Raw genomic sequence first — 12,254 nt, 5'->3', positions numbered from 1 at the left:
TTTCTAAAACGTATTTCACAGTCAAGTTGCAGCAATTTTGTTGGATTGACAACGGTGCCACGTTATCTGCCACGCCGAATGGACTCTGTCTCCAGTGCATCCATGTCGGCAATCCAGTCAATCGGCGTCAAGCTCAACACTTCAAGATCCCGGTCTTGCAGGGCTTTCGCCAGGCTAGATCGACGCCTCATGCGCCCGTCGCGCCGTATAAGCAGCTCATTGATCAACGGTCGATACAAGCGAACAAAGCCCGTCAACCAGTTGCATGAGTGTTCATAGCCTTCCATCTCGCCCATCCCAAACCGATCAACACAATCCATGGTGGTGGCCGCATCAAACCAGTGGCCATCGGTGACCCATTGGTTCACAGTGAACAGGCCAACGGGAAGACCTCGCGCATCAAGCGAAATCGCAAAAAGATGTGTCGGCTCGGTGCGATTCCACCTGGGTTGGCCTGGTTTCAAATACCGCCTACGTCCAGTCGCGGTGGCATGCCAAAACAAGTGCAAATGCCCGTGCTCCTGGTCACCATCGCGGTGCGAGTGGTAGTAGAACTGGGAGCCTTTGCGCACGTCTACCAGGTCATCCGGCGGGTAGTGTTCAAACTCCAATACCTCGCGACCTGCGATCCAGTTCTGAATCAAAGACCCATGCTCCGCTGTGGCTGTGGAGAACGCTGAAACGCTGGTGCGCGCGCTGCGCAACGCCAGATCGATCTGCGTGTCGGAAGCAGCGCGCCAATGCTGTCGGAGATGGGATGAAGCTGTCATGGATTGAAAAATCAAAACCGGTGACCAAGCAGTCACCGCGAATCAAAAGTGATGCAGACTATTGTTTTGCAGCACAAGCGCCACATTTGGCTTTGCAGGCGCCACATTTCTGCATGGAGCTTTTGGCACCACACTTGTTGCCGCCGCAAGCCCGGCACATCATGGAACAGCCGCCCAGAGCTGCCGTGGTGACCACAGCCATTGCCAGAGCTTTAGCGAGAGTTGAAGACATTGAATACATGGTGATGCTCCTGAATGTTAAGAAATGACGTTTGGCTTACTGTTTGACGGCTGCGCAGCCACCACTTTTGGTCCCGCATTTGGCTTTGCAGGCACCGCACTTGGCCTTCACCTTCTTGGCTTTATGAGCTTTGCTTGCAGCACATTGCGGCATCGCTGCTCCACACTTGGCTTTGCAGGCTCCGCATTTGGCCATGCTCGATTTGGTGCCACACTTGGAGCCAGCGCAACCAGCCGCAAAAGCACCACCCGAAAGGGCTGCGGCAGTGACGACGGCGGAGGCGATAGTTTTGGCTATTTTGGAAGAGAGATGGTTCATAAAAAATCCTTGAGAGGTGAAACGGGCGACATTTGCGGAAAAACTCAGAAGGTCAAGTAAATACAAGACTTTCATGGACATAGTCGTTTGACATTCAAAAATACTTACACAGGCATCAAAATCTTTTCCGCGCGCCCCCCGAAAGGGCCACACCAGCCATGCGCCTACGCCAATTGAGTCCGTGATGTGTAACAAATCTGGGTTCTGCCGCGACTAAACCTCACGTCACCACTTCAGAGAGAACCCAATGTCTAGAACTGTTCTTATCGCCCGCCGGCGCGCCTTTATCGTCTCGGTTATGAAACCGCATTTGCGTTAGGCGACCCAGTGACAAAGAGACTTGTTTTAGTAGGTGGTGGCCATGCGCACCTGTCGGTCCTTCGTGCCTTGGCAAAAACACGACCAGCAGGACTGGATGTTGTCCTGATCACGCCTTCAAAATACCAGAACTATTCAGGCATGTTGCCTGGCTGGGTTGCGGGACATTACACACAGGCTCAGTGTCGTGTTGACCTCGATCCATTGGTTCAGGCCGCTGGTGCCCGTCTGGTACTCGACCAGATCGTCGGCATGGACGCTGCGAGGCGCTGTATTGGCTTTGCCGATGGTCTGCACGTTGAATATGACTTGCTGTCGCTCGACGTTGGCAGCGAAACCGATACATCCTGGCTGGAAACCCTTGGGGACAAGCTGTTACCGGTGAAACCATTGGACAACTTCTTTGCCAGTTGGCCGCGTATTTTGGCGGCAGCCAAGGCGAAGAAGAACTACAAATTGGTGGTGGTCGGCGGTGGCGCTGCAGGGGTTGAGATGGCGCTTGCCGCACAACAGGCCTTTACACGTGCCGGCGTTGACGGGCATGTTGACCTGGTCGCCTCTGAGTCCGGATTGCTGCCCGGACACGCTAACGCGGTTCAAGCTCGGGTGCAACGGTTTGCTGTACGCGCCGGGTTGGGCTTGCATTTTGCACGCGGTGTGGGCTCAGAAGACGGCGTTTTATTGGCTGATGGTCACCTTGTGCCAGCCGACCAGGTGATTGCCGCGACGGGTGCACGCCCGGCCGTTTGGCTAGGACTGTCCAAACTTGGTCTGGACGAGCGTGGCTACATCCTGGTGGACAAGTATCACCGCAGTGTGTCGCACCTGAATGTTTTTGCTGTGGGTGATGTCTGCGCCCGCACCGATGCCGTTATGTCCCGCTCCGGGGTGCACGCCGTGCATGCGGGCCCCGTCTTGGCTGAAAACCTGATGGCGATAGTCAATGGCGGATCATTGCGGCCGTACAGCCCTAAGCGCCGCTCCTTGTACTTGCTGGCGTGTGGTTCGCGTTATGCAGTGGCTTCCTGGGGGCGCTGGTCGACTGAGGGACAATGGGTTTGGCGCTGGAAAGACTGGATTGATCAGGGCTTTATCCGGCGGTTTTCTGCGAATCCTCGCTCGCAAACACCCCAAATGCTGGAGAACACACCATGAGTTGGTTCAAACAAGTGGGCCGTTGGCTTGGAAGTGCGCAGCCTGAAGAAAAAGTTTCGACCGGGACAACGAGCCGGCATTTGCTGGCGACTTCAACCGCATACCAAGGGGACCATTGATGCGAACACTCTTTCAAGCCGACTGCTCTGGCAAGATTGTGAAAAATTCACTGCGCATCGCCTTGATGGTGGGCAGTATTTTGAACCTGGTTAACCAAGGCAGTGCCATCCTGGCGGGCACTGGCATTTCGTGGATTCATATGGCGTTGAATTATGTCGTGCCTTACTGCGTCGCAAGTTACAGCGCGTCTAAAAACGAATTGACACCGCGAGGAAACCAATGATGAACACTTCTCCCATTGAAGGCCTGGGCTTGGACGCGACTGACGCAACCATCTTGTCTGACACGGCATTTTTGAACGACTTGCGCCGTCAGATGGTGAAATTTGCAACGCTGCAACTCTCCAATAGCCACGCGGCAGAAGATGCTGTGCAAGAGGCGCTCATCGGCGCACTCAAAAATGCCAAGTCTTTTGCCGGTAGAGCGGCGTTGAAAACCTGGGTTTTCGCCATCCTGCGTAACAAGATTGCAGATACCTTGCGGCAAAAGCAACGCATGGTGGATGCCAGTAGCCTGCTACGAGAAGATGAAGAAGGAGAAGACTTTTCTGAGTTATTTGATCAAAAAGGCTTTTGGCAGGCCGATGAAAAGCCCGCCACCTGGGGCAACCCACAAAGCGCCCTGCAGCAGAACCAGTTCTGGCAAGTGTTTGAGGCGTGCCTGGAAGGCTTGCCTGGCCACCAGGCCAGAGTGTTCATGATGAAAGAGTTTGTCGAGCTAGACGCTGCTGAAATTTGCAAAGCAGTCGGCATCACCACCACCAACCTGAATGTGATGATGCACCGCTCCCGGCTGCGCCTGCGCGAGTGCCTGGAAAACACATGGTTCCTCAAGGGAGAACGCGCATGATGAATTGTCAGCAGGCCACACGCCTGATTTCGGAATCGCAAGAAAGATCACTCTCATTGACTGAAAAAATGACTTTGAAAATGCACGTGATGATGTGCTCGGGCTGCAAGAACTTCAGTTTGCAGGTGCCTTTCCTCAGTAAGGCCATGAAGGCGTATGCCAACCGCGAAGATGATGAGCTAAAAAATTGAGGCCTTTTAATATTTCTGGATGAACAGTACCTTGCGCCATACGAGCTAACTTCTCTCATTGCAGATGTACCGTGATCCCGCCAAATTTCATTACTCTTGGTCCCACGGCTTCATGCATGTCGATACAGCAATCACGGAGGTGCCTCAAGTATCAAAGCATCCTTCCGTTGCTTGATTGCGCGCCTGATGTTGCTCAGATATTTATCTGGTTGACTCGCCTTGGCCTATGGCTAATTTTCGCAATTTCAGTTGCAGCACCTAACTTAGATAAAACCCAAACTTTGGCACTGGAAAGATATGGTCCACAAGCGGCGGCCGTCATCGATGGCTGGAAGAGACTTATCGCAGAGTCTCGTGATCTTGAAGAAATTGAACAACTCAAAAGAGTGAATCTATTTTTCAATCGACAGATGTTGTTTCGGTCCGATAAAGACATTTGGCAACAGGAAGATTACTGGGCGACACCACTTGAATTTGTGGGGCGGGGGGCGGGAGATTGCGAGGACTTCACGATTGCAAAATATGTCACTCTTCAGATGCTGGGGTTCAAAAATGATCGATTACGGTTGATCTACGTTCGTGCAAAAAGCAGCTCTATTTCTGAAGCCCATATGGTGCTTGGATTTTATCCTCAGCCCAATGAGGAGCCCTTGGTACTTGACAATCTGATCAGCAGTATCCGCAAGGCCAGTCAGCGCCCAGACCTGCAACCGGTCTTTAGCTTTAACGATTCTGGTCTTTGGGTTGGTGGGGCTAGCGCGTCTGCTGCCGACCCTGTGGCCAGGCTATCACGTTGGCGCGACGTCCTGGAGCGCATGCACGAAGACGGAGTCCGGTGAGCAACGCACTCATTTTCCGTTGACATCACGCCAAACCAGGCTTTGATAATCGAATCCGGCTTCTATTGTGGGCTTGATCACTTCAAAATATGGAGATACATCAAAGTCACGTGGTGCGAACAAGCTATGGTGGCGCACGCTCAGAATTTCATTGACACATGCCGGGCAATCCGGCCTGTCGTCGTTTTGAACTGATGTGATGGGCAGAATTGGATAGCGAATGGATTGAAACGCCTGGGCAATCAGTGTTGAGCAAATGGCGCGTGTCGGGTCGCCGCTGCCAAGCGCCAACATGTTGCGCCGAAAGCTTAGGGGCACCGGCGGTGTGGGAAACAGGTAGCGCGCCAGATCGATCACGTTGCGCAAATCGTATTGGCTGCCTATGCGGTCGATAGCGAAGGCAGTCAACTTTTGGCAGTCTTCTGGAGTTAAGCCAACGGGGCGACAAATACGGGAATGCAGTCCGGCGAACGCGCTGATGCCGACACTGCGCACACCCGCTACGGTGTCAGCCTCCACAAAACAGTGTTCAGAGTTTGTGCCTGGTTTGGCCAGGGCATTGCCGACATAAAGCGCCGCGTGTGACCAGGTGGACTGCGTCAGGTATTTGATGGCGGTGCTGACCCGGCTATTGCCTTCCACCAGCAACACGTCGCCAGGGCGCAAAGTGGCAAGCAAACGTTCGGGTCGTGTGGCGGGTACCGCAGAGTGAACGTGCACCTCGCGCGCCAGATAGCGTGCCAGATGACCGCCCAGCCAACCCAGTACCGTGTTCATGCTGATAGCCTTGGGCTTAACTCCAAACAATCGCTAAATGCTTACTGGTAACGCCGGGCAATCCAGTGGTCCAGCGACAGTTTGCCCGGCCCATGCACCATCAGGTACAGCAGCACGGCGGCCCAGGTGCCGTGGGTGGGATAGGCATCGGGGTAGACAAACAGCTGAATCGTCATCGTCATGCCTAGAAGCGCCAATGCCGACAGACGGGTCGCAAAGCCGAGCAGGATCAGAATCGGGAAAAGGTGCTCGGCCGTCGCCGCCATGGTGGCTGCAATCTCGGGCGGAACAATGGGCAAACGGTATTCATCCCTGAACAAATCCACCACCGAATCAGACAGGCGTGGCCAACCCAGGGTGAATTCGAGGTTGACGATGTCAATGGCAAAGCCCTGAATCTTGGTTTCACCCGACTTCCAGAACACGGCAGCGATGGAGAAGCGCGCCACAAACGCCACCAAGGTGTTGGGGATGCGCTCTGCGATGCTGATGAACTGCCGGATCAGGCCGGGTATCAAGCCCTCATTCGCAGGCATGGCTCGGCCCAATTTTTCAGTGCGTGTGTTCATGGTGTGTCTCTCCAGTGTTCAAGTGGGTGATGAGCTGTAAGCGAAGCAGCAGCGTCAGAGCGTTGGTTAAATCAAATTCTGGGTCCATGCTGCTTGCCGCTTGTGCAGCATCGGCTAAGGTTTGGCCAGCTAGCAAGGTGTTGACAAATGTCCGGGTCCCGGTGGTAAGTTCCACGGTGTCCACATCCAGTGCGGCTCGGTACACCAACATCGACTGGGCCAAATCTGGATCGACTGATGACGCGCACACCGCACCTTGGTGCGCCGCCCAAATGGAACAAATGGCGAAAGTTGATTGGATGACATGCACTGACGGGTGCAACACCAATCGCAAAGACATGAGTTGTTCTGGATCGGCCAATGCAGCTTGTAAAACCTCAGGGTGAATAGGTACGACATCTGCCGCGTGATAAGCCAGCACCCGAACCAATTCCAGTCGCGCCACGTCGGCCAGATAAGGCACAGAGGCAGCTGGCGGGAAGGACTCCACAAACTCTGCAAAGCCGCGCCCGTAATAAGCCATAACCTTTGATTGCGGTGGGCTGCTCTGGGCAAACACCCGTGCCATGGCCCGGAAAAATTCTTCACCCACCAGCGTTTGCACGACTGGGTAAGTATCAGCCAGTGCATCAATCAAGGACACCATCACGTTGTTGCGGTACACCGCAAAACGAATTTCAGGGTCTGATCCGTTCCAGGTGGTCAAGCCGCTGGGGCAAGGCAGTTCGGGGTTGAGCAGTGCGTGGGCAAACGCGGTTTGGGTGTTCATGCGTGTACCTCCTCAAGCACAGCACACAACTGCCTATCTGCCAGATTCGCCTCAGCCAGCAAAACCGGCCAGGTAGGAATGTCGTTGTCGCGTTCCAGCAAAGTTGCAACGGGGCCGGTCAGCCCCAGCGTGAAGGCATACAAGTCCCACACCGCCTGCGCCACTGGGGAGCCGTGGCTGTCAATGAGTAGTCTGTCATCTTTGCCGTCGACCTGCTCTGCAAAACCTGCCAAGTGAATTTCGCCCACTTGCGCCAGCGGCAGTGCTTGGACGACGGCTTTCGCGTCGCGCTGATGGTTGACGCTACTGACATACACATTGTTCACATCCAGCAACAGTCCGCAACCTGTGCGTCGAACCACTTCAGATAGAAAAGTGGCTTCGTTCCAGGTGGATGCAGCAAATTCAATGTAGGTGGCTGGATTTTCCAGCAACATGCGCCGTCCCAAGTGCGACTGCACCTGGTCAATGTGATCACACACGCGCTGCAGGGTCGCGGTGTTGTAAGGCAGCGGCAGCAAATCGTTCAGAAATACATCACTGTGTGTCGACCAGGCCAGATGCTCGGAAAAGGACTCTGGCTGGTAGCGTTTGAGCAAGACTGTCAATGCATTTAAATGGTCAAGATCCAACGGCGCGTCCGCCCCGATGGACAAACCCACGCCGTGAATCGACAACGCATAACGTTCACGGATGCGGGTGAGGTAATGGTGAAACGGGCCACCGGGAACCATGTAGTTCTCGGCATGAACTTCGAAGAAACCGATGTCTGGCTGGGTGGCCAGAATCTCCTTGAAATGTTCCGGCTTGAGCCCCACACCCGCCCGAGCGGGCAAGGTGTGAGCCCGAGCAACCTGGGGCTTCGTCAGTTTGTTGGTTGGGTTCAACATGCCAGGTGCTCCGTTCGATACGTGTGGATCAGGCCTTGACTTCCTTGAACTCTTTGGTTTGCCCAAAACCGGTAGGAGACGTTTTGGAGACGGTCTTTTCGCAAGTTCCCTTGGGCACCATCGACCAGGCATTGCCCTGGAAATCGACCTTGGAAGTGCCTGCGCACGTGGTGCCTGCACCCGCTTTGCAGTCGTTCTTGCCTTTCAGGGCAACGCCAAAGCACTTTTCGGTGTCAGCCGCTTGTGCCGCAATGGGTGAGGCAGCAATGGTCAAGGCAGCGCTCATGGCCAGAGCCAGTCCGGCAACGGTGGCGTAACGGGAAGTTGTCGATGTAGCTTTCATTTGAATGTCCTTTAGGAGGTTAACGGTCAGTAAAGAGTAGGTGACGCAACGCACGGAACGTGTTGTGATTACCGTGCTGCTTCTATAGTCGTTGTGGCTGCCAGGTTCTTACACACCACAAAAATAAAAAATAAATTGCTATGTAGTCCGCAGCTAGTTTCGCAATATCAATTTGAGCTAGGGGCCTAAATGTCTTGTAGCTCCCGGTCCCAGCTTTAAACCAAAGACAATCGTTCCATGACAACAGAATTGCTTTACTTTCACGATCCGATGTGCAGTTGGTGCTGGGCATTTCGGCCGGTGTGGACCGACTTGTGCAACCAGTTGCCAAGGGATTTGACGGTGCGGCGCGTGGTGGGCGGCTTGGCTCCAGATAGTGACGAGCCCATGTCACTTGACATGCGCCTCAAGCTCAAAGGCATCTGGCAAACGATTCAAGAGCGCGTACCCGGCACTCGATTTAACTTCGCCTTTTGGGACAACTGCTCACCCAGGCGTTCAACCTACAACGCTTGTCGCGCTGTGCTGGTTGCTGCGCGGCTCTCGCCCATGCATGAAGACCGGATGATCCACGCGATCCAGCAGGCTTATTACCTTGAAGCTCGCAATCCGTCTGACATTGGCACCCTGGTGGATCTGGCAGTTGAGATCGGTCTTGACCGCACGCTGTTTGCGACTGAACTTTCAGGTGCAGCCGTGCAGGCGCTGCTGCTTGATGAGGTCACCTTTGCGCGCAGTGCACCCATCAACGGTTTCCCAAGTCTCGTTTTGCGTACTCCCCTGGGGCCACACCCGCTTAGCCTGGACTACTGCGATGCAGCACCCATTCTTCGGCAAATTGAAACGACCTTAAGGAACACCGCCGCAGGTTAAGCCTCCTTCGCCACTCATCAAGGGTAAACCAGACGACTCAATCTGCCATGCCAAATCGCCTGCGCAGTTGAATGCCAAGCCAGGTTCCCGGCAGCGCGGCAGCAATCCATAACCAGCCATGCAAGCTACCGGATGCCACGCCCGAGACGAAGGCACCAATGTTGCAGCCGTAGGCAATACGTGCCCCGTAACCCAGCAGCAATCCACCCAGCGCTGCGGCTGCCAGAGATCGCCAGGGAAAGTCCCACTTGGGTGCAAAACGCCCGGCCAGCGATGCCGCACACAGCGCCCCGAGCATGATGGCCATGTCCATTAATGAAGTGGTGTCCTCCAGCAAACCACCCGCCAGCGCTTCACTCTGAAACTCGCCCTGCCAGAAGCCGCTGGAAGATGCTTGCCAACCCAGCGCCTGCGCGGCCTTGGCACCCCAGAGCGTAAAGCCCCAGGTGATCGACCAAGGGTGACCAGCGGTGACCAAGGTGCCCAAGTTACCCAAAGCCAAGACCACTGCCGCTGCCAGCACCGGCCACGGGCCAGAAAGAAGTCGTGACAACGGTTTACGCACATTTAACGGCGCTGGTGACGGCACCGGCTCGGCCAGTGCGTCCAACAGCCAGGCCAGCGCACCGATCACGCCAAGTTGCAACACCAGCGCAGATTTCCAATCCATCACATCGGACAACGCCACGGCCTCATGTGATGGTAGTTGCTGCCACCAACCCATGTGCAAGCTGGCCCAAAACGAGCCACCACAGGCGCAGAGAAGTACCACCACCATGCGCAAACTGCCTCCGCCTGCGGTGTAGAGCGTGCCTGAGCCACAAGCACCGGCGATCTGCATACCAATGCCAAACATGAAGGCACCCACTGCCACCGAAACACTCAATGGAGCCCCGGCACCACCAACTTCCTGACCCAGAATGGAGCCATCCGCCAGCACTGGCGCAATGAACAAGGTGGTCAGGCCCAACAGCAGCAGTTGAGCCAGTACACCGCGCATGTCGCGCGCCACGATCATGCGCCGGTAAGCACTGGCAAAGCCAAAAGAGGCGTGGTACAGGGCCACGCCCAGCATCAAACCAATGAACCAAAGCGCGACCAGCCGCCAGTCGTTTTTCCAGAGCTCTCCAGCAGCCAGCGCCAAGGTGGCCATACCCAGCACCAGTGGCAAAGACTGGCGCGTCGGCGTCTGCCCAACCTCAGTGAACTGTCGCTTACCCACCGACTGCATCGTGCACGATGCGATCGAAGATCGGGTCAAGTTCCGCAGCCATATCATTGAGCTTTTCAGACTTGTACGGTGCAAAAACAGTGCTGGGTGTGCGGTACGTCAGGCTGGCGGTGCCATCCGGGTTTTCGGTTACATAGAGGCGGATCGGAGCCTCAATGCCTGCGGGCACACTGGCTCGCAACATGCGCACGGCATAGTCGTTGCGAAACACCATGAGAACGACATTTCCCGGGATTTTGATGCCGCGCCCTGCCGCCCCTGCGCTGGCGCTGGCCTGGGCGACCATACCCATTTTTTGCTGAGTTACAGCCGCTTCAACGCGTGCGACCAAGGAGCCAAAGTCATGCTTGCTGGAAAAAGTGAGTGTCCCTGGCAGTGCAGCCGATTCGGCCATTGCCGTGTTGGTGGTTGCCAGAATGGCAACCAGGGCCAGAGTCGATGTGAAAGTTCGTTTGTTCATGGTGAGGTTCCCTGTGTGATTGATAAGACATCGGGGGTATTAGGGCTGTTTGTCTTCGGTCAAAAGAGCATCCACGCTGCTGATCTGTCCTGCCACCGAGATAGCCACCCAACTGGTGATGTCCAGTGCCCGGTCCTCAAACACATCGGTGCCCGGATGCTGCGCGGCCCACTGTGCCACGGTGGCATCGCGTTGCGATAACAACTGGCGCATTTGGGGACGAAACAGCACAAACATGGCACTGATCCAGCGGTTCACCGGCCACGATGGGGCGGCGTGGTCAATCTGAAAGCGCTCCAGCAGTTGCATCACATCCGCGGCGCTGTACCAGGCCTCATTGGTCACCCAGCGGTTGGTGGTGAACAGTCCGATCGGAAAACCATAAGAATCCATCGAGATACCTATCAAATGTGATAGCGCATCACGTCCGTCTGGCCATGGCTCAGTGGCATTTTTGTGCTCAATTGGTTGCATACCGTCGGGCATGCCGGGCGGGCGCAAAAACGTGTGAAAGTGGCCGTGTTCGCCGTCGAGTCCACGGTGTGCATGGTAGTAATACTGTGACTGGGTGTCGCGGTCAAACACATCGTCGTCGGGGAAGTGGTTCAGCTCCACAAACTCGCCTTCCCCGCGCAGCACCTCGCCCACAATGTTGCGTTCGGCCTTGGTCAGCACGCGGTAACACTCGGTGATTTCCGCACCGGCAGCGCGCATGGCCAGCAAATCGTCATGCGACAAGGGTTGCAGATCGTTCACAACGACAGCCTGTCAGTCATCACATCTTGGCTGTGCAGGGATTCTTTTTGGCGGCACACGGGTTTTTTGCTGCACATGGGTTCTTAGCAGCACAGGGGTTCTTGGCCGCACACGGATTGTTAGCTGCCGCACCGGATTTGTACTTGAAGGTTTTTTGTATTTCGGCGGTGTACGCTGTCAAGGCCGCCAGCTCGCGAGAATCCCAGGCCAGGGGCTTTGCCGCCATCGGTGCCACGATGCAAAACTGCACCATTTCGTCGAGGGCAATCTTTTTCAGACCACCTTTGTCATCAGCCATTTGAACGAAGTGGGGATAGGGTTGCGCAAATGTCTGGGCAAAGGATGCGCCACCGGTGTGACAAGTATTGCAAGACAGCCCGTTGCTGCTGAGTTTTGGGTCTGAAAATAGCTTTTTTCCTTGCGCAATCAGTTCAACAGAATTACCTTGCGCCAACTTCGTGCCAGCGGGTCGTGTCACCAGTTTCGGGTTGACTTTGTCGCTGGCGGCACATGGATTCTTGGCGGCGCAAGGGTTTTTTGCCGCGCAGGGGTTCTTGGCGGCGCATGGATTTTTCTTGCGCGCAGTGCAGGGCGAACGCGGGGCACACGGGGTTTGCGCAAAGACAGCCGGTGCACCACAGGCCAAGCCAAACACAGAGGCCAGAATGGCGGAACGAATGGCGGACGGATTTTGTTTCATGAATGTCTCCTCAAGTGGGTTGGGTGTCGGACCAAAAAAACGGTCCTACTTGCTTAGACGTTGCCAGATCACTGTTTCTTACACA

The 12,254-nt window shown here is 55.3% G+C and carries 18 protein-coding genes; 7 read left to right on the top strand and 11 right to left on the bottom strand.

The genetic code is table 11. The features are described 5' to 3' along the window. Positions 1–62: 62 nt before the first annotated feature. Complete coding sequence (locus tag Q7U49_RS02685) at positions 63–770, bottom strand: hypothetical protein (RefSeq protein WP_304762213.1); 708 nt, start codon at positions 768–770, stop codon at positions 63–65. On the opposite strand from Q7U49_RS02685, the gene Q7U49_RS02680 reads away from it, so the two are divergent. Next, the gene (locus Q7U49_RS02680) at positions 758–1,039 is read left to right on the top strand and encodes a hypothetical protein (RefSeq protein ID WP_304762212.1); all 282 of its coding nucleotides are present in this window, start codon (positions 758–760) and stop codon (positions 1,037–1,039) included. The two genes, Q7U49_RS02685 and Q7U49_RS02680, sit on opposite strands and share 13 nt — an antisense overlap. 8 nt (positions 1,040–1,047) lie before the next feature. Here Q7U49_RS02680 and Q7U49_RS02675 read toward each other — a convergent pair whose 3' ends face one another. Next, positions 1,048–1,404: a hypothetical protein gene (locus tag Q7U49_RS02675; protein ID WP_304762211.1), complete on the bottom strand. Its 357-nt coding sequence runs from the start codon at positions 1,402–1,404 to the stop codon at positions 1,048–1,050. A 252-nt stretch (positions 1,405–1,656) separates the two neighbouring features. Between Q7U49_RS02675 and Q7U49_RS02670 the strand changes: the two genes are divergently transcribed. From Q7U49_RS02670 to Q7U49_RS02650, 5 genes are all read left to right on the top strand, one after another. Beyond that, entirely contained in the window at positions 1,657–2,802 is a 1,146-nt protein-coding gene (locus Q7U49_RS02670) for an FAD-dependent oxidoreductase (protein WP_304762210.1), read from the top strand. A 118-nt stretch (positions 2,803–2,920) separates the two neighbouring features. Beyond that, positions 2,921–3,145 carry a nitrate/nitrite transporter NrtS gene (gene nrtS / locus Q7U49_RS02665; protein WP_304762209.1) on the top strand — a complete coding sequence of 75 codons (225 nt, stop codon included), beginning with the start codon at positions 2,921–2,923 and terminating at the stop codon, positions 3,143–3,145. Positions 3,146–3,174: 29 nt separating this feature from the next. After that, positions 3,175–3,771 (top strand): RNA polymerase factor sigma-70, encoded by a 597-nt coding sequence (locus tag Q7U49_RS02660; RefSeq protein WP_304762208.1) that lies wholly within the window; start codon positions 3,175–3,177, stop codon positions 3,769–3,771. Further along, a complete protein-coding gene (locus tag Q7U49_RS02655; protein WP_304762207.1) occupies positions 3,768–3,962 on the top strand; it encodes a zf-HC2 domain-containing protein in 195 nt (64 codons plus the stop codon). The genes Q7U49_RS02660 and Q7U49_RS02655 overlap by 4 nt, the downstream gene beginning before the upstream one ends. A gap of 116 nt (positions 3,963–4,078) precedes the next feature. After that, the gene (locus Q7U49_RS02650; RefSeq protein ID WP_304762206.1) at positions 4,079–4,801 is read left to right on the top strand and encodes a transglutaminase-like cysteine peptidase; all 723 of its coding nucleotides are present in this window, start codon (positions 4,079–4,081) and stop codon (positions 4,799–4,801) included. A 9-nt stretch (positions 4,802–4,810) separates the two neighbouring features. Here Q7U49_RS02650 and Q7U49_RS02645 read toward each other — a convergent pair whose 3' ends face one another. Genes Q7U49_RS02645 through Q7U49_RS02625 form a run of 5 tightly spaced genes read right to left on the bottom strand, consistent with a single transcriptional unit; the run spans position 4,811 to position 8,149 of the window. Further along, positions 4,811–5,578: a YiiX/YebB-like N1pC/P60 family cysteine hydrolase gene (locus Q7U49_RS02645; RefSeq protein ID WP_304762205.1), complete on the bottom strand. Its 768-nt coding sequence runs from the start codon at positions 5,576–5,578 to the stop codon at positions 4,811–4,813. Positions 5,579–5,619: 41 nt separating this feature from the next. Continuing rightward, complete coding sequence (locus Q7U49_RS02640) at positions 5,620–6,114, bottom strand: DoxX family protein (protein WP_304762265.1); 495 nt, start codon at positions 6,112–6,114, stop codon at positions 5,620–5,622. 16 nt (positions 6,115–6,130) lie between these two features. Next, on the bottom strand, positions 6,131–6,916 hold the full coding sequence (locus Q7U49_RS02635; RefSeq protein ID WP_304762204.1) for a DUF2063 domain-containing protein: 786 nt from the start codon (positions 6,914–6,916) through the stop codon (positions 6,131–6,133). After that, positions 6,913–7,806, bottom strand: coding sequence for a DUF692 domain-containing protein (locus tag Q7U49_RS02630; RefSeq protein ID WP_304762203.1), 894 nt, complete (start codon positions 7,804–7,806; stop codon positions 6,913–6,915). Before Q7U49_RS02630 ends, Q7U49_RS02635 begins: the two co-directional genes overlap by 4 nt. Before the next feature lie 28 nt (positions 7,807–7,834). Then, the gene (locus tag Q7U49_RS02625) at positions 7,835–8,149 is read right to left on the bottom strand and encodes a DUF2282 domain-containing protein (protein ID WP_304762202.1); all 315 of its coding nucleotides are present in this window, start codon (positions 8,147–8,149) and stop codon (positions 7,835–7,837) included. 237 nt (positions 8,150–8,386) lie between these two features. Between Q7U49_RS02625 and Q7U49_RS02620 the strand changes: the two genes are divergently transcribed. Continuing rightward, on the top strand, positions 8,387–9,022 hold the full coding sequence (locus tag Q7U49_RS02620) for a DsbA family protein (protein ID WP_304762201.1): 636 nt from the start codon (positions 8,387–8,389) through the stop codon (positions 9,020–9,022). Positions 9,023–9,059: 37 nt separating this feature from the next. Here Q7U49_RS02620 and Q7U49_RS02615 read toward each other — a convergent pair whose 3' ends face one another. The 4 genes from Q7U49_RS02615 to Q7U49_RS02600 form a co-directional block, all read right to left on the bottom strand. Next, positions 9,060–10,175, bottom strand: coding sequence for a YeeE/YedE family protein (locus tag Q7U49_RS02615; protein WP_304762200.1), 1,116 nt, complete (start codon positions 10,173–10,175; stop codon positions 9,060–9,062). A 61-nt stretch (positions 10,176–10,236) separates the two neighbouring features. Next, positions 10,237–10,713, bottom strand: a complete 477-nt coding sequence (locus Q7U49_RS02610; RefSeq protein ID WP_304762199.1) for a DUF302 domain-containing protein — start codon at positions 10,711–10,713, stop codon at positions 10,237–10,239. Positions 10,714–10,752: 39 nt separating this feature from the next. Continuing rightward, positions 10,753–11,469: a hypothetical protein gene (locus Q7U49_RS02605; protein ID WP_304762198.1), complete on the bottom strand. Its 717-nt coding sequence runs from the start codon at positions 11,467–11,469 to the stop codon at positions 10,753–10,755. 19 nt (positions 11,470–11,488) lie between these two features. Continuing rightward, a complete protein-coding gene (locus Q7U49_RS02600; RefSeq protein WP_304762197.1) occupies positions 11,489–12,169 on the bottom strand; it encodes a c-type cytochrome in 681 nt (226 codons plus the stop codon). Between the last annotated feature and the right edge of the window lie 85 nt (positions 12,170–12,254).

It is taken from the genome of Rhodoferax sp. (genome assembly GCF_030653815.1).
GTDB lineage: Bacteria > Pseudomonadota > Gammaproteobacteria > Burkholderiales > Burkholderiaceae_C > Rhodoferax.
The sequence above is the reverse complement of the archived record's forward strand: the minus strand, read 5'-3'. Positions and strand labels throughout refer to the sequence as shown.